Origin of the sequence: Paenibacillus sp. ATY16 (genome assembly GCF_003399985.2) — a bacterium.
In the GTDB taxonomy this organism is placed as follows: domain Bacteria; phylum Bacillota; class Bacilli; order Paenibacillales; family Paenibacillaceae; genus Pristimantibacillus; species Pristimantibacillus glycanilyticus.
The window spans coordinates 117,644-140,766 of record NZ_NMOK02000016.1 but is presented as its reverse complement, the minus strand read 5'-3'; the positions used below and the strand labels follow the sequence as shown (position 1 = coordinate 140,766).

General features: G+C 52.7%; 18 protein-coding genes and 1 pseudogene. 16 read left to right on the top strand and 3 right to left on the bottom strand.

Annotation, left to right across the window (positions count from 1 at the left end):
* Positions 1-29: 29 nt before the first annotated feature.
* Positions 30-1,298, bottom strand: a complete 1,269-nt coding sequence (gene ilvA / locus CFI03_RS10805) for a threonine ammonia-lyase IlvA (RefSeq protein ID WP_248757407.1) — start codon at positions 1,296-1,298, stop codon at positions 30-32.
* 101 nt (positions 1,299-1,399) lie between these two features.
* Here ilvA and CFI03_RS10800 point away from each other — a divergent pair, with 101 nt between their 5' ends.
* The 9 genes from CFI03_RS10800 (at position 1,400) to CFI03_RS10760 (ending at position 14,249) form a co-directional block, all read left to right on the top strand.
* Positions 1,400-1,945: a hypothetical protein gene (locus CFI03_RS10800; RefSeq protein ID WP_201008972.1), complete on the top strand. Its 546-nt coding sequence runs from the start codon at positions 1,400-1,402 to the stop codon at positions 1,943-1,945.
* A 130-nt stretch (positions 1,946-2,075) separates the two neighbouring features.
* Positions 2,076-3,083 (top strand): LacI family DNA-binding transcriptional regulator, encoded by a 1,008-nt coding sequence (locus tag CFI03_RS10795; RefSeq protein WP_248757406.1) that lies wholly within the window; start codon positions 2,076-2,078, stop codon positions 3,081-3,083.
* Positions 3,084-4,685: 1,602 nt separating this feature from the next.
* Positions 4,686-5,726 carry a LacI family DNA-binding transcriptional regulator gene (locus tag CFI03_RS10790; RefSeq protein ID WP_248757405.1) on the top strand — a complete coding sequence of 347 codons (1,041 nt, stop codon included), beginning with the start codon at positions 4,686-4,688 and terminating at the stop codon, positions 5,724-5,726.
* A gap of 82 nt (positions 5,727-5,808) precedes the next feature.
* Complete coding sequence (locus tag CFI03_RS10785) at positions 5,809-6,720, top strand: ABC transporter permease (RefSeq protein WP_012772474.1); 912 nt, start codon at positions 5,809-5,811, stop codon at positions 6,718-6,720.
* A gap of 13 nt (positions 6,721-6,733) precedes the next feature.
* On the top strand, positions 6,734-7,621 hold the full coding sequence (locus CFI03_RS10780; protein WP_248757404.1) for a carbohydrate ABC transporter permease: 888 nt from the start codon (positions 6,734-6,736) through the stop codon (positions 7,619-7,621).
* A 60-nt stretch (positions 7,622-7,681) separates the two neighbouring features.
* A complete protein-coding gene (locus CFI03_RS10775; RefSeq protein WP_248757403.1) occupies positions 7,682-9,280 on the top strand; it encodes an extracellular solute-binding protein in 1,599 nt (532 codons plus the stop codon).
* A 115-nt stretch (positions 9,281-9,395) separates the two neighbouring features.
* Complete coding sequence (locus CFI03_RS10770) at positions 9,396-11,378, top strand: glycoside hydrolase family 2 TIM barrel-domain containing protein (RefSeq protein ID WP_248757402.1); 1,983 nt, start codon at positions 9,396-9,398, stop codon at positions 11,376-11,378.
* On the top strand, positions 11,365-12,825 hold the full coding sequence (locus tag CFI03_RS10765) for a glycoside hydrolase family 30 protein (RefSeq protein ID WP_248757401.1): 1,461 nt from the start codon (positions 11,365-11,367) through the stop codon (positions 12,823-12,825). Before CFI03_RS10770 ends, CFI03_RS10765 begins: the two co-directional genes overlap by 14 nt.
* 32 nt (positions 12,826-12,857) lie before the next feature.
* Positions 12,858-14,249, top strand: coding sequence for a glycoside hydrolase family 30 protein (locus CFI03_RS10760; RefSeq protein WP_248757400.1), 1,392 nt, complete (start codon positions 12,858-12,860; stop codon positions 14,247-14,249).
* A 51-nt stretch (positions 14,250-14,300) separates the two neighbouring features.
* On the opposite strand, the gene CFI03_RS10755 is transcribed toward CFI03_RS10760, so the two are convergent.
* The gene (locus tag CFI03_RS10755) at positions 14,301-15,281 is read right to left on the bottom strand and encodes an oxidoreductase (protein WP_248757399.1); all 981 of its coding nucleotides are present in this window, start codon (positions 15,279-15,281) and stop codon (positions 14,301-14,303) included.
* A gap of 198 nt (positions 15,282-15,479) precedes the next feature.
* Here CFI03_RS10755 and CFI03_RS10750 point away from each other — a divergent pair, with 198 nt between their 5' ends.
* From CFI03_RS10750 to CFI03_RS10720, 7 genes and pseudogenes are all read left to right on the top strand, one after another.
* Positions 15,480-16,385 (top strand): AraC family transcriptional regulator, encoded by a 906-nt coding sequence (locus CFI03_RS10750; RefSeq protein WP_248757398.1) that lies wholly within the window; start codon positions 15,480-15,482, stop codon positions 16,383-16,385.
* 763 nt (positions 16,386-17,148) lie between these two features.
* Positions 17,149-17,298: a hypothetical protein gene (locus CFI03_RS10745; protein ID WP_248757397.1), complete on the top strand. Its 150-nt coding sequence runs from the start codon at positions 17,149-17,151 to the stop codon at positions 17,296-17,298.
* A 42-nt stretch (positions 17,299-17,340) separates the two neighbouring features.
* The gene (locus CFI03_RS10740; RefSeq protein ID WP_248757396.1) at positions 17,341-18,192 is read left to right on the top strand and encodes a hypothetical protein; all 852 of its coding nucleotides are present in this window, start codon (positions 17,341-17,343) and stop codon (positions 18,190-18,192) included.
* Between the two features lie 64 nt (positions 18,193-18,256).
* Positions 18,257-18,707: pseudogene (locus CFI03_RS10735) on the top strand (flavodoxin).
* 89 nt (positions 18,708-18,796) lie between these two features.
* Positions 18,797-19,102 carry a hypothetical protein gene (locus tag CFI03_RS10730; RefSeq protein WP_248757395.1) on the top strand — a complete coding sequence of 102 codons (306 nt, stop codon included), beginning with the start codon at positions 18,797-18,799 and terminating at the stop codon, positions 19,100-19,102.
* A gap of 201 nt (positions 19,103-19,303) precedes the next feature.
* Positions 19,304-20,152, top strand: coding sequence for a helix-turn-helix transcriptional regulator (locus tag CFI03_RS10725; RefSeq protein ID WP_127498841.1), 849 nt, complete (start codon positions 19,304-19,306; stop codon positions 20,150-20,152).
* 178 nt (positions 20,153-20,330) lie between these two features.
* Positions 20,331-21,008, top strand: coding sequence for an SOS response-associated peptidase (locus tag CFI03_RS10720; protein ID WP_127498839.1), 678 nt, complete (start codon positions 20,331-20,333; stop codon positions 21,006-21,008).
* A gap of 507 nt (positions 21,009-21,515) precedes the next feature.
* Here CFI03_RS10720 and CFI03_RS10715 read toward each other — a convergent pair.
* Positions 21,516-22,499, bottom strand: coding sequence for an electron transfer flavoprotein subunit alpha/FixB family protein (locus tag CFI03_RS10715; RefSeq protein ID WP_248757394.1), 984 nt, complete (start codon positions 22,497-22,499; stop codon positions 21,516-21,518).
* Positions 22,500-23,123 lie beyond the last annotated feature (624 nt).

The following is a 23,123-nucleotide window of genomic DNA, read 5'->3' as shown; positions in this document are numbered from 1 at the left end:
TCGGCGCGCCGTATAAAGCCTATTATTGATTAGATCAAAAGATTAAAGAGGACAGGGTCTTTGTTCAGCTCGACGAACTGGAAGCCTTTCTTCTGCATCCGCCCGATAAGCGCCGCGTAGTCCTCGCGCTGCTTGAGCTCAATGCCGACAAGGGCCGGCCCATTGTCTTTATTATGCTTCTTCGTATATTCGAATCGGGTAATGTCGTCATTTGGTCCAAGGACATCATCGAGAAATTCTCGGAGCGCTCCTGCTCGCTGTGGAAAGCTAAGCATGAAATAATGCTTCAGTCCTTCATAGATGAGCGAGCGCTCTTTGATTTCCTGCATCCGGTCGACGTCGTTGTTGCCGCCGCTGATGACGCAAACTACCGATTTGCCCGCGATTTCGTCGCGCAGCATGTCGAGTGCGGCAATCGGCAAAGCGCCCGCAGGCTCCGCGACAATCGCGTTCTCGTTGTACAGATCAAGAAGGGTGGTACAGATCTTGCCCTCCGGAATGGTTCGTACGTCATCGAGAAGCTCGCGGCAGATCGAGAAGGTCAGATCGCCGATCCGTTTGACGGCGGCACCGTCCACGAATTTGTCGATGTGCTCAAGCGGCGTCACTTCTCCGGCATCCAAGGAGACGCGAAGCGATGGTGCGCCTTCCGGCTCCACGCCGATAACCTTCGTCTGAGGGGAAACTGTTTTCACGTAAGAAGCAATGCCTGCTACCAGGCCGCCTCCGCCAACGGATGCTAGCACATAGTCCGGCACCGTCTCGGCTGCTTCCATGAGCTCTTGACCAACGGTTCCGTTGCCCGCGATGATCTTTGGATCATCAAACGGATGGATGAAAGCCATGCCGGCGCGTTCGCATTCGGCTACCGCTTCCGCATATGCATCGTCAAACGTATCTCCGGTCAAGATCACTTCGACAAAGTCGCCGCCGAAGAAATTGACTTGATTCACCTTTTGACGAGGCGTCGTGCTTGGCATATAGATTTTGCCTTGTACGCCAAGCGCCTGACAGGAGTATGCCACCCCTTGGGCATGATTGCCTGCGCTTGCGCAGACAACGCCAACGGCAAGACGCTCCGGCGGCAGGGAGCGCATGAGATGGTAAGCGCCGCGGATTTTGAACGAACGGACGATCTGGAGATCCTCGCGCTTCAGGTATACGTTACAGCCATAGCGCTCGGAGAGAACGCGGTTATATTGCAGGGGCGTGCGGGTAATGACATCCTTCAGATGCATTTGCGCATGAACGATATCTTCAAGTCCGATCTTGGAGGAATAGGATGATTGGAATTCCATAATATAAAAGTCACCTCGTTAATAGTCGCGATTCGACAAACACTGATGATTCATTATAGCATTATCTTTGTTGTTATGTAGGCGAAAAGGAGGTAGACAAAATGTTCCGCTGGCTGAAATGGCTGATCGTTATCGTGGTGCTGCTTGCTGCCATTGCCGCAGGCGGGGGCTTGTGGCTCAAATCCTATGTTGCTCCCGACGAAAAGCTCGATTTATCTTATGATCCGGTCTCCATAAAGGATAAAGCGGTTGAGATGGTTGCCAATCTGAAGCCCGAAATCGTTTTGTCGGAATCGGATGTGAACAATCTGATCAAAAGCCAGCTGCAAAGCAGCCCCGCGTCGCTTCCTCCGGATATGACCTTGGACGGTGCGCGTTTTGAGGTGAACGGCGACAGGCTGATTGCTCATCTGAATATGACTTATCGCGATTTTTTGCCGGTAGGCATGCTTGCTACTTACAAAATGAGCTGGCAGGCGCCGAATCTGACTTTCGAGCCCTTGTCTTTGACCGTGAAGAATTATGATCTGGGGAAGGACCGGCTTGACCGGATCGTTGTCCCGATTGAGCTTCCCAGCCTGATTGCGATAGGCAATATGGAGTTCCAGCAGGATCAAATTGTGATCAAGCTGCGGCTTCAGCTGTAAGCCTAGCCTCTGTCCGTATGACAGAGGTTTTCTTTTTGCTCCAAAGGACTATTTATAGCGTGCGGTTGTATTGAACTTGCTAGAATTTACCCATATAATTAGAAAAAACGTTACGGTAAGGGATCATATCGTGGACAAAAAAATAGTGGATGTTGCGAAGCGGGCAGGCGTATCCGCCGCTACGGTATCGCGTGTGCTGAACGAGAGCAGTCTTGTATCGGAGAAAACGAAAATAAAGGTTCTCAAAGCAATCGAGGAGATGGATTACCATCCGAATGCGGCAGCCAAGCATCTGCGTTCCCAGCGGACGATGACGCTAGGCATTATCGTTCCGGATATTAACGTCTCTTATTTCTCCGAGATTATTAAAGGAATTGAGAACAAGGCGTACGCGCATAAATATAAAGTGCTCATTTGCGACTCGGATAACCAAATCGAGAAGGAGTTGGAGTACCTGGGACTCTTGCCGGACAAGACGGTGGACGGCATGATTCTCGTTACACCGCGCGTCAGCGACGATACCATCAACGATTACGTGCAGAAGGGTTATGTCATTGGCGTCGTTGGACGGGCAGTCGTACACGAGAATATACTCAGCTGCAAGACGGATAACGTAAAGTTCTCGCATGAGGCGGTGCGGCATCTGGTTGAGCAGGGTCACCAGCAAATTGCCTACATCGGCGGTTATTCCGATTCCCTCGAGAACTATGAGCGGATGGAAGGCTACATGAAGGCTCTTAAGGAAGGGAAGATTCCGTTCCTGCCTACCTTGATAGACAATGGCGACTTCGAGGAGACCGGGGGTTATCAGGCGTTCAGCCGTCTGCTTGAGCGCAATCAATCGTTTACGGCGGTCTATTGCGCGAATGACGAAATGGCTCTAGGGGTATACCGGGCCTGCCGGGAGAGGGGGATCCGCATTCCGGAGGACATGGCGGTCGTTGGCGTCGACAATAACCGGATCACGGAATATTTGCTGCCGTCCCTCAGCACGGTGGAGCAGCCGAAATACGAGATGGGCGCCCATCTCACCGAGAAGCTGATCGCCCAGATGAACGGAAACGAACAAAGCGCGCAGAAAAAGTACGTGATAGAGTCCAAGCTGATCAAAAGGGAATCATCCAGCTTTAAGCGCTAATAAAGGGAACCGAATAGAGGGTAGGAGAACTTTGGCTGGCTGGCCCGCCATCGTTCTTGAACGTGGAAGCTGCCATTTGGCAGCTTTTTTGTTGTCTGGTTAGAGCTGTAACCTTGCGGGGTCGCAGACGCCCGTTAATGGTGGAGCACTTTAACTAACTAGAGTTACTTGGTTCGTACGCTTTCGTGCCAGCAGGCAGCTGGACCGTTATATATGCTGCCTAAAGTGCAGCGTAAATGCCCATTTCAGGCAGCATGGGTGGAATATGCTGCTCAGAATGCAGGATAATGCGCCTAAATGGGCTCGTTGGAGCTGCTTTTCTCGGATATCCTGCATTCCATGCAGGATATATCGAGTTACCTGATCTAATCGCACCAATATGGTGCATTTCGTGCAACGTAGGCGCGCGGCGGCAATTCAACTATCTCTAGTTACTTGGTTCGACGTGTATGCACTAGCAGGCTGCTGGACCGATCTATATGCTGCCCAAAGTGCAGCGTAAATGCCCATTTCGGGCAGCATGGGCGAAATATGCTGCTCAGAATGCAGGATAATGCGCCTAAATGGGCTCGTTGGGACTACTTTTCTATGATATCCTGCATTCCGTGCAGGATATATCGAGTTACCTGGTGTATTTCCACCAATATGGTGCATTTCATGCAACGTAAGCGCGCGGCGGCACTTTAACTAACTCTAGTTACTTGGTTCGTACGCGTACGTGCCAGCTGGCAGCTGGACCGATCTATATGCTGCCTAAAGTGCAGCGTAAATGCCCATTTTGGGCAGCATGGGTGGAATATGCTGCTCAGAATGCAGGATAATGCGCCTAAATGGGCTCGTTGGAGCTGCTTTTCTCGGATATCCTGCATTCCATGCAGGATATGTCTAGATACTTGGTCTAATCGCACCAATATGATGCATTTCGTGCAACGTAGGCGCGCGGCGTCACTTTAACTAACTAGAGTTACTTGGTTCGTACGCTTTCGTGCCAGCAGGCAGCTGGACCGTTATATATGCTGCCTAAAGTGCAGTGTATATGCCCATTTCGGGCAGCATGGGCGAAATATGCTGCTCAGAATGCAGGATAATGCGCCTAAATGGGCTCGTTAGAGCTGCTTTTCTCAGATATCCTGCATTCCGTGCAGGATATATCGAGCTACCTGGTGTATTTCCACCAATATGGTGCATTTCATGCAACGTAAGCGCGGCGGCACTTCAACTAACTCTAGTTACTTGGCTAAATGGCGCATCAAAAGCTGCCCAGCAGGCTAATTATGCTGGGCTCGTGCATTTTAGCGTACTGCGTGCTGTATCAGGAGTGACATACGCTAGAATGCGTTACGAAATGTAATCGAAACGCAAAAATCAGCGAAACTTAGGCTTATTTTCAGAAAACGAGCGAATTCCCTCTCTACTTTGTTATCGATTTCACAAAGATTTGATTTACGTCAACATCCAAGAAAACAAGAGAAAGCCCATAACTACGCGGTTTATGAGGGTTTTCTAAAAAAATCCGGACAAACTTCGAAAAATGTTATTGAAATCGATTTCAGCACGTGCTAATATCGGTGTATAAAAGTCAGGCAAAAAGAAAGTGATGCAATGAACGAGAGTAAGATCATTGACGTAGCGAATCGCGCAAAAGTGTCCGTAGCCACGGTTTCAAGAGTGTTGAATCGAAGCGAGCTAGTAAGCGAGAAAACGAAGAAGCGGGTGCTCGAGGCCATTCAGGAGATGAATTACACGCCGAATGCCATGGCCAAGAACCTGCGGTCCAGGAAAACAATGAAGATTGGCGTTGTTGTCGCGGACATCGAAGTTTCTTATTTCGCGGAGATCATTAAAGGCATCGAGAATATGGCAAACTCTCTCGATTACAACGTCATTATCTGCGATGCGCAGAACAAGAAGCAGAAGGAGCTCGAATATGTTTCCCTGCTGCAGAACAGAACCGTTGACGCCATGATCTTCGTTACCCCCGAGATGACTAACAAGGAGCTCATCGCTTTGGTGGAGGATGGCTACAGTATTGGCGTAATCGGGAGAAATATCGACCACGAACAAATTCCTTGCGCCTTCACCGATAACGTGAAGATCGCCAGGGACGTTGTGAATCATCTAATCGGGCAGGGGCATGAGAAGATCGCGTTCCTGAGCGGATACGCGGATGCCATCGACAGCTACGAACGTCTTGAAGGTTACATGAAAGCGCTTCGAGACGCAGGGATGCCCTTCGTGCCGGATCTCATCGACAACGGAGATTTCAATGAAGACGGCGGTTACCTCAGCTTTATGAGGCTGCGCGAGAAGAACGATGACTTTACCGCGATTTTTACGGCTAACGACGAGATGGCCTTAGGCGTGTACAAAGCCTGCAAGCAATTATCGATACAGGTACCGCAGCAGCTGGCGATTGTAGGCGTCGATAATATCAGGCTTACGAAGTACATTGTGCCTCGTCTCAGCACGGTTGATCAGCCCAAATACACGATGGGGGCGCTGCTCGCGGAGAAGCTGATTGACCAGATGAACAACAATGAATTCAAGGACAAACGAACCTTCAAGGTCGAGTCCAAGCTGCTGATCCGGGAATCGTCCATGTTCGACAGAAATCCCGTGAAGAGCAGCGAAGCTTCGCAGTAAGGCCTCTTTTTTTGCAGAGGAAAGAAATCGATTACATTTTAAATTCATTCAGCTTATTTTGAAGTCACGGAGGAATGCCGGTATGAAAGGTTTTTTCCAGGAGCTCGTACGGAATCGAATTTTGTTCCTCATGATTGCGCCTGCCTTGTTATTCTTTATTGTCTTTGCCTACGTTCCGATGGTGGGGGTCTACTACGCGTTCACCCGGTTCAGCTTTGACGGCGGGTTGTTCGGGGGAGAGTTCATCGGATTCAAGAACTTCGAATTCCTGTTCAACTCGGGGGTATTGTGGAACCTGACGAAAAATACGGTGCTCTACAACATCGCCTTCATTATTATCAGCAACGTCCTGCAGCTGGCTTGCGCGATTTTCCTAAGCGAGCTGCCGGGTAAATGGTTCAAGAAATCGACGCAGTCCATCATGTTCCTGCCGTTTTTCGTTTCGTTCGTCCTTGTAGGCGCTTTCGTATTTAACCTTTTCTCGAATGCGGGCGTTGTGAACACGATGCTGACGTCGCTTGGTTTGCAGCCTTACGACTTCTACCTGCATACGGCGCCGTGGAAATACATCATCGTCTTCTTCCATGTATGGAAAGGGCTTGGCTACGGTACGGTTATCTATCTGGCGGCGATTATGAGCGTCAGCGATGAGTACCACGAAGCAGCCAAGATCGATGGAGCAAACATCTTCAAGCGGGTTAGGCATATTACGCTTCCTCTGCTTGTGCCAACGTTTATCCTGCTGATCCTGCTCAGCCTCGGCGGCATTCTGAAAGGGCAGTTCGATCTGTTCTATCAAATCATCGGCAACAACGGCATGCTTTACAACTCGACCGACATTATCGATACGTACGTATACCGCTCGCTTGCGGTTAACTTCGATATCGGCATGGGTACGGCAGCCGGTCTTTATCAATCGCTCTTTGGCTTCGTGTTAATTATCTTGGTTAACTATATCATTCGGAAAGTGCAGAAGGACTACGCACTGTTCTAAGGAGGGAATCGACATGAAAATTAAAATGGAAAGAGCAACAATCGTCTTTAACATCATGGGTTACGTGTTGATCACCATCCTGACCGTGCTGTGCCTGCTGCCGTTCCTGCTTATCGTCTCCGGCTCGTTTACGCCGGAGATCCAGATTATATCGAAAGGCTTCAGCCTTATTCCGGAGACCTTCTCCCTGGATGCTTACAAAGCCGCATTCAGTAATCCGAAGCAAATTTTCGACGGCTACAAAGTAACGATCTTTATTACGGTTGTCGGTACGGCAGTTGGCTTGTTCCTGACTTCCATGGCGGGCTTCGTTCTGTCCCGCAAAGATTTCAAATACCGCGATCAGCTGTCGTTCTTCATCTACTTCACGACGCTGTTCAGCGGCGGTCTGATTCCTTGGTACATCCTGATTACGAAGCACCTTGATTTAAAAGATACCTATATGGCGCTTATCGTGCCGACGCTTCTGAGCGCATGGAACATCATTCTCATGAAAAACTTCATGAAGTCGATTCCGGATTCCATCGTTGAATCGGCCAAAATTGACGGCGCGGGCGAATTTACGATCTATCTGAGACTGATCCTGCCGCTTTCCGGTCCCGGTCTTGCCACAATCGGCCTGTTTATGGCGCTTGGCTACTGGAACGACTGGTTCATGGCGAATCTGTTCATTACAAGCGAATCCCATTATCCGCTGCAGTTCCTGCTGTACAAGATTCTCGCAAGCGCAGCCGTCCTGAAGACAAACGTGGCAGGCAACCTGTCTCCTACGTTCCAGCCTCCGGCCGAGACGCTCAAGATGGCCGCAGCCGTTATCGCGACCGGTCCTATCGTATTCTTGTACCCGTTCGTTCAGCGCTTCTTCGTAAAAGGGCTGACGATCGGCGCCGTGAAAGGTTAGAACCGGCCCCAAGGCCGGCTAACATATAGGTTCACTAAATAAAAGGAGGAGTCATCAAGCATGAAAAGAAAGATAAAAACAATGGGCACTGTGCTCGTTTCAACGGCTATTATGGCAAGTATGCTTGCAGCCTGCGGTTCCGACAATAACAACAATTCGAACAAATCCTCGAATGCAAGCGCGAATCCGGGTACGGAAGCAAGCTCGAACACAGGCACGGATGCAAAAACTCCGGACACTTCGAAAAAGGTTCAATTGACTTGGTACCTGCTCGGCGATCCGGCTCCGGATCAGGAGAAAGTTGTTGCGGAATGGAACAAAATGCTTGAGAAAGACTTGAATACGACCGTTAAGCTGAACTTCACGACGTGGACGGACTGGCAGACCAAATATAACCTGCTGCTTGCTTCCGGCGAGAAAGTGGATATGATCTTCGCCTCCTCATGGGCGGACTTTTATAAATTCGCAAACCAAGGCGCCTTTATGCCTCTGAACGACCTCTTGCCAACGTACGCTCCTACAACTTGGAGCAGCGTATCGGAGCAGGACTGGAAGGAAGCTACGGTTAACGACAAAATCTACGCGGTTCCAGCAACTTATCCGGAATACACGCCGGACGGCCTTGTGTACCGTGACGACTGGAGACAAGAGCTTGGTCTTCCGGAGATCAAGGACGTTGACTCCATCGAGGCTTACCTGGAAGGCGTGAAGAAAGCCAAAGGCATCACGCCGATTAACGGCAAAGCTTACAACGAAGTATTCACGATGTTCAAAGCATTCGAAGGCTACCAGCAAATCGGCGGCGACAGCGGCGTAATCGTAGCGAAATCGTATGACACTCCGCGCGACATCGTAGCTTATCCGTTCACTCCGGAGTTTGAAGAGTGGGTGAAGAAGATGAAGACTTGGTCGGAGAAGGGCTTCTGGAAATCCGATACTCTGTCTGATCAAAAAGAAGCCGGCGACGCAATCAAAACCGGTCAAGGTGCCGTGTACTGGCGTAATGCTCCAGGTGCAGGCGGCTTCATCGTAGGTATGGAAAAATCAAATCCGGATATCAAGCTTGGCTACTTCCCGTTCAGCCGTTTCCACAACCTGACGATGCCAACATTGTCGGTTAACAATGCAATGGCTATTCCGAAGAGCGCGCCTAACGCAGAGCGTTCCCTGATGGTTCTCGACAAGCTGCGCAGCGATCCGAAGTACTATGATCTCATGAGCTATGGCCTTGAAGGCACGGACTACTCGATGGATGCAGACGGCAAGCATATCGTTACGCCTCCTGCGGGTGTAGATGCAAAAGACTTCAAAGGCTATGGTATCGCAAGCTGGGGCTACCGCGTGGAATCGATGGAACGCGTGAAGCAAGCCGGCGGCTGGGAAGGCTTCGACGCTCTGCTTGAAGAGTTCAAATCGCAAAGCAAACCAAACATCTTCGCGCAAGTTATCATGGACTATGCTCCTGTGAAATCGCAGCAAGCAGCCGTTAACTCGGTTATTCAGCAATACGGCATGCCTCTGATGATGGGTCTTGTTCCAGACGTGGATAAGGCGCTCGCGACTTACCGCAAGCAGCTGGAAGCAGCCGGCGTGAACGATGTACTGAAATACGTGCAAGAGCAAGCGAACAAATCGTTTGACGCGCAAGGAATAAAATAATAGGTTTTGCATGACCAAGGGGGATGTGTGACCTGTGCGTAAGGGATCGGCGTACGCATTCGTCCTCATCTTCCTTTTTTATTTCACTTCATTAAAGAGAGACAGGAGAGACATCATGCTGAAGACAACCTTAACGCTGGAAAAAGTGAATGGCGTAAATGTCCCGTTTCAGAACGGTATTCCGGTACCTTCCTTCGAGCCTCAGACAAGAGGCAAGATCACGTTGAACGGCGAGTGGCAGAAGCGCCGCCTGTCGATGGATCACGATTTCTCGATGGCGGACCGCAGCGAGAGCTGGCTGACGGAGCTGGAGAGCCGGGAAGGGGAATATGTCCGCGGTACAACAAACGAGCTGTGGCAGCCGCATACCGTTCCTTCGCCGGAGAACAAGCTGAGCGGCTTGCCTGAAACGAATGCGGCGGAGACGTATGAGGACGGCGTCTGGTACCGCAGAGCATTCACCATTGCAAGCAAAAATGAAGGTTATGCTTACACGCTCAAATCGCTTGGCATCAGCTATGTAGCGGATATTTGGATCAACGGGGAATGGGTAGGCTGCCATGAGGGCGGATTTACTCCGTTTGCCTTTGATCTAACGGCCTATTTGCGCACGGGAGACAATGAGATCCGCATCCGAGTCGACAACCCGCCATGGGGAAGCCGGAAGGATACGATTCCGGCCGTAGCGGGAACGGATTTCTTCAATTATACGGGCATTATTCATGATCTCTATATTGAAATCACTCCTCAGGCCGCGATCGTCCGGGCGGATATCGTTCCGCTTGATGTGCACGGCAAGCTGGACGTGAAGGTCGTGCTGCATAACCGCGGCAATGATGCGGTTCAGGTAGGACTGGAAGGCAGTCTGCTCGAGGCAGACCCGGAATCGCCTAACTTCCTGCAATCCCCGCTGGCTTCCTCGCTGATTGGCGTACCGGCCGTAACGGATAAACCGATGCGCACGGAGCTCGCCTTGCAGCCGGATGAAGTGAAGGTTGTGCAATTCGAAGTGACTGTACGGGATCCTAAGCTGTGGTCGGTCTGGCAGCCATATTTGTATGTCGCGACCTTCCGGCTGACAGCGGCAGGATCCGCGACTCTGGCGCAGGACTCGTTCAGCACGCAATTCGGCATTCGGACGGTACGGACGGATAAGACCCGAATTCTGCTCAATGAGCAATCCGTCTTTATGGCCGGCATTGCCCGTCACGAGGAATGGCCGGATACCGGACGCACGGCGGCTTGGGACCGGATTCGCACGGATCTCGAGCAGATCCGCGCACTGAACGTGAATATGGTTAGAACCGGACATTATCCGAACCATGTGTACACGTATCTGCTGCTTGACCGGATGGGCTTTATGGCGATGAGCGAGATTCCGCTCTGGCAGTTCGAGACCGAGCATTACGAAGCGCAGGATGAGAAGCGTCTTGCCGATCAAATGTGGCGCGAGATGGTGTTCTCGCAGTATAACCGTCCGTCCGTGCTTATGTGGAGTACGCAAAACGAATCCAAGGACGTATGGCTTCGCCTCGCTTATAACGAACGCCTTGTCCGTGACTTAAGAGAGAATTACAACGACGGCCGGCTTCTGACGCAAAGCTCTGCCGCCGACCAGCCGGGTCCGCATGATCCGTCGATGGCACCGCTGGATGTAGCCGCCTGGACGATGTACTTTGGTATTTTCCATGGCGGGACGTATTACGAAGGGACACGGCAGTTCCTGGAGGAAGCAAACCGTATCTTCCCGGATAAACCCATCCTTAATACCGAGTTCGGCCATTGGTCCTCCGGCGGCATGGAAGGCGAGCAGGTCCTTACTTATGAAGAAACTCTTCGCGCCTTGATGGAGAAGGGGACCCTGAGTGCGGAGGGAGAGGACAATCCGGACGGCTACGTAGCCGGCATCGACTTCTGGATTATGTACGACTGGTACGTGAACCACAACAACTGGATCGATACGTTTGGCATTATCCATATGGACCGCGGCACGGAGAAGCCGGTTGCACCGCTCATCCGCCGCGATTACGGCGCAATTACCCGTCATAAAGGCGGCTTGGGCCAAAAGCTGGAGGGAGCGGCGAATGAGAAGGTTTAGCACCGTTATGCTTCCCGTCTTGCTGGCAGCATTGCTGGCCACGTCCTGCAGCGGTGGCCATTCAGGCAGCTCAAGCTCTGCTGCCGGGCAGGTTCAGGTGTGGCTGACGACTCCCGACAAGAGCAAGCTGCTGCAGCAGGAGGAAAGCCTGAAGCTGACGAAGGCCAAGGATTCCGAAGAAAATGTCATTACGATCGATGACCGGAAGGTCTACCAGCAGATGGACGGCTTTGGCGCTTCGTTGACGGATTCCTCGGCTTGGCTGATTGCCAATAAGCTGAACGATTCACAGCGGGAAGAACTGATGAATAAGCTGTTCGACCATGAGAAGGGAATTGGCATCAGCTATATGCGCGTTCCGCTTGGGGCATCGGATTTCGCCGTGAAGAACTATACCTTCGACGATATGCCTTCCGGTCAAAACGATCCGGAGCTGAAGAATTTCTCGATTGATCACGATAAGGAGTACATCATTCCGACGCTTCAACAGGCGCTTAAGATCAACCCGGATCTGAAGCTGATGGGTAGCCCATGGAGCGCTCCGGGCTGGATGAAGACAACCGACTCCGTGATCGGGGGCAGCCTGAAGCCGGATGCTTATGAGCCGTTTGCGAATTATTTTGTCAAAATGATTCAGGGCTACGAAGCGGAAGGCGTACCTTTTGACGCGATCACGCTTCAGAACGAGCCTCATTATACGCCGGAGGATTATCCGGGCATGCGGATGGAGCCGGTCGAGCAGGCCGAACTGATCAAGAACTTTGTTGGTCCTGCGTTTGAGAAGAACAACATCAAGTCCAAGATCGTCGTTTGGGATCATAACTGGGATGAGCCGTATTATCCGCTAACCATTCTGAACGATCCGGATGCCTCGAAATACGTAGACGGAACGGCTTTCCACGGCTATGCCGGCGAGGTTGGCAATCAGGCACAGGTGCATGAAGCTTATCCGGATAAAAATCTCTATTTCACCGAAAGCAGCGGCGGGGCTTGGTCAACGGACTTCGGCGGCAACCTGAAATGGGATATGGAGAACCTGATTATCGGCGCAACCCGCAACTGGTCGAAGGTAGTCTTGAAATGGAATCTTGCGCTCGACGAGAATTATGGGCCAACGATCGGCGGCTGCAAGGATTGCATGGGCGTCGTAACGATTAATCAGGGCTCCGGCGATGTGACGTTTAACTCGGAGTACTATTCGTTCGGCCATGCGAGCAAATTCGTGAAATCCGGTGCATACCGCATTGAATCCGGCGAGTCGGTAAGCGGGGAGATCGAGCAGGTCGCCTTCAAAAATCCGGACGGCAGCATCGTACTGGTTGCGCTGAATGCGGCAAGCGAAGACAAAGAATTGAAAGTTAAGCTCGGCGGCAAATCGTTTGCTTACACGATGCCGGCAGGCGCGGTGGCTACGTTTGTATGGCCGGGAACGGCTAATAGCAAATAACAAAACAAAGTGGGATAGAGGAGGAGATGCAATTGTCTGCAATACTCAAAACGGCAGTATCGACAAAAGAAGTTGAAGTATGGCTTAGCTCGGAATTGACCCCGGGGAACACGCGCTGGTTTGAAGGGCCAACGGACCCGGCTTATGCGTTAAGCGGCCAGCCGAAGCTGGCATTAACCGCTCCTTCCGTCTCGGATCAAACGACGATTCTAGTTACGCCTGCACATACGTACCAACAGATGCTGGGTATCGGGACTTCGGTGGAAGAGACAACGATCAACAATCTATTGAAGATGGACGCTGCTTCGCAGGCGAGCTTTATTCAGCAGCTGGCGGACAAGGAGCAGGGTCTGGGCTTTAATCTGTTCCGGATTACGATCGGGACCTCGGATTTCACCGCGCAGCCGTTCTATACGTATAACGATCTTCCCGAGGGAGAGACCGATTTCGAACTGAAGCATTTCAGCGTGCAGAAGGATATCGATCTGTCGATCTTCGAAACGGTACAGAGACTGCTAAAGGCCGTGCCGGATGCAAAAATTTTCGCTTCGCCTTGGAGCCCGCCGGCCTGGATGAAGACTAACGGCGATCTGAAGCGGGGAAGCCTGAAGGAAGGCGCCGAGTACACGGAAGCGCTGGCGAGATATTACCGCATGGCTATTCAGGCATACGGGGAGCATGGCATTCCGGTCTGCGCGATGACGCTGCAAAACGAGCCGCTGCTCGAGACCGACTATCCAAGCTGCTACATGTCGCCTGAACGTCAGCGCGAGCTGGCGCTTGCCCTGAAGCGCGAGTTCGAGGAGCATGGTCTGGCAACGGAGCTTTGGATCTTTGATCACAACTTTGAGGATGCGATGGGTTATGTCACGCCTATACTGAATGATTCGGAAGGCTATGCGGCGGTTGACGGCATCGCGCTCCATGACTATGACGGTTCGCCGGAAGTGATGAGCGAGATTCATGCGGCTTATCCGGAGAAGCCGATTTATTTGACGGAGCGTTCCCTGTGGGGAACGGCCGGCGCAGACCGGATGGCGCAATATTTCCGCAACTATGCCAGCAGCTATAACGCTTGGGTAACGATGCTCGACAGCAAGATCGGCACGCATCAATGGCTGGGGCAGCCCGGCCCAACGATGCTTGTGCAGGATGCGGATGAGCCAAGCCGGTTCTGGCGTACGCCGGAGTTTAACCTGCTTGCGCAATATTCCCGCTTTGTCGAGCGCGGCGCTTACCGGATCGGCAGCACTTACGGGTCGCCGGAGACGGTAACCAATGTGGCGTTCCGCAATCCGGACGGCAAGCTTGTTATGGTCGTTATCAATCAGACGGAAGTGGAACAGCCGTTCCGCGTGCTTTGCGACGGCAAACAGTTCGTTGCGACGCTTCCCGCCGGAACCGTCGGCACGTACCGCTGGTAGGAATATAGAAGAGGCTGTCTCCCATTCATGGAGACAGCCTCTTTTCTTATCTTATTTTAGATCAAGTTTAACACCTGTAAGCTGCTCGCTGAGCTGCCACAAACGGCCGGCGGCAACTTGGTCGGTTGCGCGGGGGCGTATGCCGTGCATTTCGGTCGAGTCGTCGCTTGGCAGCGCGACAGCGATTTCGCAGTCCGCGCAATAGACGCCGCCAATTCCCTCCAGCTTAGGGCTGGTTGCGCACCAGACGCTCGTTGCCGCACCCTGCTCAGGAGTCTTCCGGTTGTTTTCCGGATTGATGATCGGCTTGCCCGACTTGTCGAACATGTCCAAGGAGTCGAGCTGCGCTTGCGACAAGTGGCGCTGCAGATCGGTTGCGATACCGCCCGGATGGACGGAGAAGGCGCGTACGCCATGGCTTTTGCCGATGGAGTCAAGCGCGACCGCGAATAAGGCATTTGCGGTTTTGGATTGTCCGTAAGCCGCCCAGGTATCGTACTCGCGTCTTTCAAAGTTCAAGTCGTTGAAGTCGATACCCGCACGCCGATGAGCGAAAGAGGAGAGCGCAACGACGCGAGCTCCTTCCGCGCGGACAAGTGCTGGCCACAGACGGCATGCAAGCTGGAAATGGCCAAGATGATTGGCCGCGAATTGGGATTCATAGCCCCGTTCGTCGCGCGTCAGCGGCACGGCCATAATGCCCGCATTGTTGACGAGAATATGAAGCTTATCGAATTGGCTAAGGAACCGCTCTGCAAACGCATCGATCGAAGCAGGATTCAGCAGGTCCATTGTATCCAGCAGGACGTCAGGCATGTCGGCGAGAGCGGCTTTCGCCTTCGCCATATCGCGGGCAGGCACGATAACTTTGGCGCCGGCGGAACGGAATGCGCGGACGGTTTCCAATCCGATACCGGCATAGCCGCCTGTGACCATAACGATTTTACCGGTCAAATCGATGCCTTTAATGACTTCGGCGGCAGTTGACGAAGCTCCGAATCCAGAGCCGATAGGTGCTTGCGGGGTTAACATTATATATCTCCTCCAATGGATGGTTGTGGGATCGTAGCTGGTCTAGCTCGAGCTCCTTCATTATGCAACAGCTGAATCGGGAGCCGGTATCACGATCATCTCATAAGCTTGCCTGATCTTATCACTCGCATTTGCTCATGCACCGCTTGTATATTATGATGGGAGCATTAATCGGCAGTTCAAGGAGAAAGATAAGATATGGCTGAATCTACGCTTGAGCTTTATAAGGCAACCGCTGAGCTTATTGATCGTTTTACCGGACAACGAAACGGCGTCCACGAGACTCCGATTTCCTCCCTGTTTTTATTTCGCCAAAATCAACCGATGGAACCCTCGCATGGCGTTCATAGTCGTTCCATTTGTTTTGTCTTTCAAGGAAAGAAGGAAGTGTCGCTTGCAGAGGAGCGTTTTCCTTACAGCCCGGACGAGTACCTTGTGGCTTCCGTCGAGCTGCCGGTGATTAGCCAGATCCTTGAAGCTTCGGCCGATAAACCTTATCTGGCCCTGAAGCTGGAGTTCTCGCCTGAGCAAATTCTGGGCGTTATGAAGGAATCGGGACTACAACCCCGGCCACAGGAGCATGCTAGACGCGGCTTGTTTATCGCCCGGATGGAACGCTCCTTGACGGATGCGACCCATCGGCTCGTGCAACTGCTGGAACGGCCGGATGATATTCCGCTGCTTGCGCCTCTTTTAATAAAAGAGATTCTGTACCGCGTCCTGCAGAGCAAGCATGGGGGCAGCCTGGAGCAGCTGGCAATTGAAGGCGGAGGAGCCTTTCGGATTAAAGAGGTCATCGACCATATAAAGACGAATTACGAGAAATCAATCCGGATCGACGAGCTTGCGGCAATCGCGAGCATGAGCGTTCCCACGCTATATAGGCATTTCAGGGAAGTGACGGCCATGAGCCCGATTCAGTTCCAGAAGCATTTGCGTTTGCAGGCCGCCCGCAGCTTATTATTATCCGAGCCCGTGAACGCCGCCGATGTCGCCTTCCGGGTAGGCTACGAAAGCCCGTCTCAATTCAGCCGGGAATATGCCAGAATGTTCGGCCTAGCGCCGATTCAAGATATCAAACGATTAAGAACGTTCGACGCCTAGCTTCGGCGTGGAACGCAATGACGCCCGGGCGGCCGTAGCCGCCGGGCGTTTTTATTTGTGGGAAGGAAAGCCTCCGCATGCAGCACATCTATATCTATACGTCACCCGTAGACCACCCCGCCAGGCCGCATTTCGCATGTCAGGTGTATAACATATCGCACTCTGCATACAGCGCGCTTACTTGCCGCCCCGCCAGGCCGCATTTCGAATTCCCGCATACAGCACCGCAATATCACTTCGTATGTAGCGCATAACGCGCTATCCCACGACGCGCCGCCGGTACGATATATCACACGCAGGATATTTCGCTTAGATAGGCTCTTTCCGGGGGTTAAAAGGGATATTTACTGCATTTCGTGCAACGTAGAACGGGGAATCGGCTTAAAGGAGTGAAATATGCTGCATAAAGTGCAAGGCGGTGACAAGCCGGTCTGACAAGTTGAACGGAAAATTTGTCAGCAAGACTAATATTTTGGCGGGAGCAGGCATACCTTGTAACATTACGCACATTTGCGAGCGAGAGCAGTCATGCGGGTATGGCATGGCTGCTACTGGTGTCGAATTTCACGCAGCTGACCATGCAATCCAAAGCTTTAGAAGAAGGCGAAGGATTAAGGACTTGGGTACGGTTGACAGTGGCATTGAGAATGGTTATCATGTATGTATCAAAACTGATAATCATTATCAACAATGGGATGGCCAGCAGCTGTACACGCACCACCGGGAAAGAGGTCCGGGCTTCGTGCAAAGGGAGGTTCTAACGTTGGGTTTGTTGTATGAAATGGTCTTGAAGAAGAAAAAGCAAATACATCCGGTCCGTCAGACGGAGAGCGAAGAACGGGAATCGAAGCCGTGGCAGGTCGAGTCCATCATCATTCATAAGGCAGATGAACGGAAAGAACACAACAAGTAAGCCTGCGCGGGCAGGCCTTACATAGCATTGGAGCTGAAAAATGTGAAGGAAAGTCGGTTTAATCAGAATGGTCAGCCGGGGAATACGGCGGATCAGATCAGTCACGAAGGCAAGCCGTGGAACTGGATGCTGTTCCCTTTTTCGTCGGTGCGGGTCAGCCAAGATTCGATCATAGCCGCGTCGGTCGGTTACGGCGTATACGAGATTGACGAGTTCGGAGAGTGGACGAAGCTGGCGGCGGGGCTGCCGCCTCAGGCAAGCGTGAACCGGCTTCAGCTGCAGAGCGGTATTTTGCATGCTTGCACGAGCGAAGGGTTATTCCTGTACGAGGACGAGGAGTGGGTGGACACGGGACTTGCAGTCCCATGCTCCCAATACCGCATCCTGGGCGGAACCGGCTATGCGGCGACCGAATACGGGCTGTGGTCGGAAGTGCGAGGCGAATGGCAAAAGTTTGCCTGCCCGGGCAAAAAGGTATTCGACTTCATGAACCTTCCCCAATATCTCGTTGTTGGCCATGAGAGCGGAATTGCGCTGTATGACCGGTTTATGGACGAATGGGCCGAGTTCGAGCTGAACCGGGCAGTCACAAGCCTTTCGGTATTCCGGGGGCATCTGATTGGAGCAAGCGAGAAGGGAGAGCTGCTGGTCGGGGATAAAAAGGGCCTGTTCGATCGGGTCCGCTTCAGCGGCAAGTTTATTTTCTCCGTTGTATCGATTGGCATTGATACCTACTTGTGCACGGATCATGGTCTGTTCCGGCTCAGCATGATTCAGAACCGGTTCGCGCTTTTGTCCGTAAAGCTTGGCTTTCCGGTAACGGACGTAGAGCTGCGGGATGGCAGATTGTACATGGCGACCTTATTTCAAGGCATTCAATATTTAGATATCTAAACGGGGCTGATATTCCTTCTTAGGAGAGTAGCTGCATTTTTCGCACATTATTCAGGAGGTCTTCATGAAGGTCATTGTGGCGTATGCAAGTTTGACGGGAAATACGAAAGGAGATGGCGGAAGCCATTGCCGCCGGCGCAAGGGAAGCAGGCGCGGAGGTTGTCGTAAGGGATGCATATGATGCGGATGCTTCCGAGATGGACCAGTATGAGGGCATTGCGATTGGCGCCTATACTTGGGGAGACGGCGAGCTGCCCGATGAATTCATAGATTTTTACGAAGCGTTAAGCAATCTGGATTTAAGCGGACGCAAGGCCGTTGTATTTGGCTCCGGGGATTCTTTGTACCCGATCTTCTGCGGGGCGGTGGATACGATTGAAGCGAAGCTGAAGGAGATTGGCGCGGAGCTGGTGCTGCCTGGCCTGAAGGTTGAATTCGATCCGTCCAAGGATCAGATGATCGAGTGCAAGGCGGCTGGCTGGCTGATTGCCGGATCAGTGCCTGCTGTTAAATAGAGCGATGAAGTTCCAGGGAGGCGGCCGGCTGTGGAAGCTGCGGCAAAGAGGACGGTAATTGAGGATTATAAGCTGGAGGAGCTCCTGAGATGTCCGATTACATCGTGCGCAAATACATCGTTGACGAGGAAGAAGAGATCATCGCTTTGTTCCAGCATCTGACGGCGGTTTTTTGCTCAAGCGCCTTTGGGCGGCTGCCATATCGGATTGAAGTGTTGTCCGTCTTAAGCGGCAATCCGCTTATCGTGTATCCCGATAAGAAGTCGCTTGAAAAGTCGCTGGATTATATGAATCTGGCGGTAAGCTTTATGCCGGAAGCATCGCCTGCGACAAGTCGGCTGCGCAAATCGAAAGGGTCCGTGGCCGCCGCTGCCCGTTTCTCGGAGAATGCCTGAGCCCGGTTGAGGAATCGGCCGAAGCTATTATGATGCAACCGGAAAGCCCTATTCTTCTATTAGAAGAATAGGGCTTTTTTTTCATAGACGGGATCTGTCGAAGTTTGTAGACAAATGCCTATGATTTCGGTAACATGGCAATAGCTTTTATGAAGTTTTTGCATACATACACACCATTGAGACAACAAGGAGAGGTTTATTGTGTCGGAGGAATTGCTGCTGACCTTTCGGTCGCCGCCGCTGCCGTTTTTCATAGAATCGAATCGGAGAACCTATCAAGCGGGGGAAGAGCATCCGAACCGGACGAATCTGGGCGTATTTGATCTGCTGTTCGTTCAGCAGGGGGCGCTCTATATCGCGGAGGAGGGCAACCGTTGGACCCTTCAAGCCGGGGATGTGCTTATATTGCGGCCGGATCGTTGGCATCACTCTTTTAAGCCTTGCCAAGAGGAGACCGTTTTTGACTGGGTGCATTTCCAGACGGTTGGAGCTTGGGAGGAAACGGAGGCAAGCCAAGGCTCGCTGCGCGGGGATTATTACACGTATGCCATTCGCCTGCCGAAAAAAATGCATTTATCGTTCCCGGACGAAGCGAAGCTTCTGTTCTCCCAGCTGCATGAAGCGGCGCAAAGCTCCTCGCATGGCGCCTTCTGGGAACGCCAGCAGCGTTTTCTCCATTTGCTGCAGATGCTTGACGAGGGCTGGCGCTCGGATGCGGCGAAGGCCGGGGTATCGGTTGCGGAACGCGCTGCCGCTTATTTGAAAATGAATTACCGCAGCGTCATTACGAATACGATGCTGAGCGAAGCGCTTCAGCTGCATACGAACTACATTACCCGCTGCATGACCGAGGTGTTCGGCTGCACGCCGCAGCAATATTTGCTGTATTACCGTCTCGACCAGGCGAAGCTGCTGCTGATCAAGACGGACTGGCCGATCGCGAGAGTGGCGGAGGAGACGGGATTCCGTCAGACGCCGCATTTTTCCAGGCTTTTTGCAGCGCAGACCGGCATGCCGCCGCTTAAATTCCGCAAACGATTCACGAATTAATGGAAAGGAACGCATAATCATCCTGCGCTTTTGAGAATACTTGGTGAGAAAACCTCTGTAGAGGCTTCTCGAAGATGAGCGACCTCGTTTATGGGTAGGTTTTATCGCCAAATCGAATGTCAGTTTTTCAACTGACATTATGTCTATTGTGGTTAAAAAGCGCTGGGGGTTATTGCACATGATTGAACGTTATTCCATTACCGCGGATGTTGGAGATATGATTGAGGCTTTTAAGGTGGAGCAGTTGATTAACTGCTACACGAACCGGTTTAATGTAGCGCCGACGCAGACGGTGTCCATCGTGATGAACGATCGCTGGGGACTCCGGACGATGCATGACGCTAGATGGGGACTGTTCCCGTTCTGGGCAAAAGATTCCGTTAACGCGGACAGCTCGATGCTGTCGAATAAGCCTTTTCTCGAGCGGATGCTGCGCAAGCAGCGCTGCGTTGTGCCATGCAGCGGATTTTTCGGCTGGCAGAAGGGACAGAAGGAGAAGGATTCGCGGGCGATGCATATCGTGGTGCCGAACCGCAGAGTGTTCGGGATTGCCGGCTTCTTCGACGTATGGCGGAATTACAGTGGGCAAGAGGTGCGCGCTTTTACGATGATTACCGCTCCGGCAACCGGGACGATGTCGCAATGGCAGCCTAACGTGCCGGTCATTATGGACGAAGAGGGGATGGAGGATTGGCTCAATCCCCGCATCTCGGACTTCCGCTCGCTGCGCAAGCATCTGGAGCCGATGGACAGCTACCGCATGAGAGCTTACCCGGTCACCAACGCGGTGAACGATGAGGCTTACGAATCTCCGGACTGCGTCCGGGAGATCCGCCCGGATTTTGCATTGAAATGATTGAAAGGGACTATCCCCTCGCGGGGATAGTCCCTTTTTTGGTTGCCGGCGGTGCACGCCGGGTGACTGGGTAAGGGCGGTAGCCTGGTCTAGCAAGCACAGCCCGGACAGAAAAAGCAGGTCGAGGGGGCGGGAGCCCCGGAAAGTTCGGAAGTTCGGATGCCTGGAAGCCAGGTAAGCTCCGGGAGCCGGGAGCGTAGAACCCGGGAACCCCGGAAACCCGGATAACAGTCTCAAAATATCACGGTAAACTGTGCTAACGAAACTTGGTAACGTTATTGGCCCGATTTAAGCAGTTTGCGGAATCTAACGAAACCTGGTATCGCTATTTGGTGATTTTGAATGGTTTAGAGGGCTAATTAGCCGCAATAGCGATATGTAGTTTCGTTAGAATTGCGCTGGGCTTCTTTTTGACGAAATAAGAATCTGTAGTTTCGTTAGGGGGAGCAAGACCAAGAGGATTAACCGTCCCAATGATTAGCCTGGTTAATGCTTAGAACCATTAAGTTAACCGGATTGCGTTCTGCGGAACTCCTCCGTTAATAGCGGAACAACCTCGAACAGGTCACCGACGATGCCGTAGTCCGCAATGCTGAAGATTGGCGCGTCGGGGTCTTTGTTGATCGCGATAATGACGCGCGATTGGCTCATGCCGGCAAGATGCTGGATGGCACCGCTAATGCCGCAGGCAATATAGAGCTGCGGCGTCACGACCTTGCCGGTCTGGCCGATCTGCAGGGCATAGCCGCAGTAGCCGGCATCGCAAGCGCCGCGCGAGGCGCCAACCGCGCCGCCGAGCACGCCGGCGAGCTCTTGCAGCGGCTCGAAGCCGGCCGAGCTGCGCACGCCTCTGCCGCCGGAGACGACCACGTCGGCCTCGGCGAGATCGATTTGACCGCCGGCGCGGCGCACAAGCGAGCGTACCGCGGTCAGGATTGGCGGCACCGTGAACGGCAGCGCCTGCACGGTGCCTTGGGTCTCGCCGGCCGGCAGGGTCTCGGCCGGCTCGAAGTTGTTCGGGCGGACCGTGACGACCCACGGCCGGCCCGGGGTAAAGCTGCGCCGCTCGAACGCCTTGCCGGCGTAGAGCGGCCGCGTGAACACGCCATCGGTTTCGTCGATGGCGGTCACGTCTGCGACGTGGCCGGCGCCGATCGCCGCGGCCACGCGGGGCGCGAGCTCGCGCCCCACGGCGGTATGGCCGAGCAGCAGCGCGTCCGGCCTTACCGCCTCTATAGCTGCGCGCAAGGCGGCGATGTACGCCTCTGGCGCGAAAGCGCGAAGGGCCGGGTCGTCCGCGACATGGACGACGTCCGCCCCTCGCGCAGCGAGCGCGGCTGCTTCATCGTCCTCGCCGCCGGGAGCCGCGAGGACGGCATGGACCGAGCCGTCCGCACCGGCAAGCCGTCGCGCGGCGCCAAGCGCTTCAAGCGCTACGCGGCGCAGCTTGCCGTCCCGGCATTCGGCGAACACGAGTATCGTTCTTCCCATCTTATTTCCTCCTTTGTTGCAGGTCGAGGCTGCAAATGAAATTTTATCTCCTAAGTTGCTGAAGTAACTTTCTGCTTGGTCGTTGAGGAGGCAATAAGACCCTGAGAGGGCTTTATTGCAATAGGTTGAGTTGCGATTGCATAGGATAAGACCCTCATAGGGTCTTATTTCTGTTGCCGTCAGAGCTTTTCAATGGTTTTCTGGCTTTTACGGTTACGATAAGGCCCCGGCAGGGTCTTATCCAAACTATTAAGTAGATGAAATACTTCGATAAGACCCTGATAGGGCCTTATTAGATACTTTTCAAGATTAGGAGCTGAGAGAAGTTAAGAGCCTTTAGGGCACTTAATCTGCCAGATAATTTAGTTACTTGGCGCGTTAAGGTCCCATAGGGGGCCTTAACAATCAGCGAACGAGCAAAAAGGCGGCCAAGTTGGTGGGTACGCATAAGGTTAAGAGCCCTGAGGGCTCTTAACTAGAAGAATAAGCTAGCTGTGTGGCAAGTTAAGGCTTCTTAGGGACCTTAACAATCGGCGAACGAGCAAAAAAGCGGCCAAGTTGGCGGGTACGCATACAGCTAAGAGCCCTGAGGGCTCTTAACCAACTAAATAAGCGTTCTGTTTG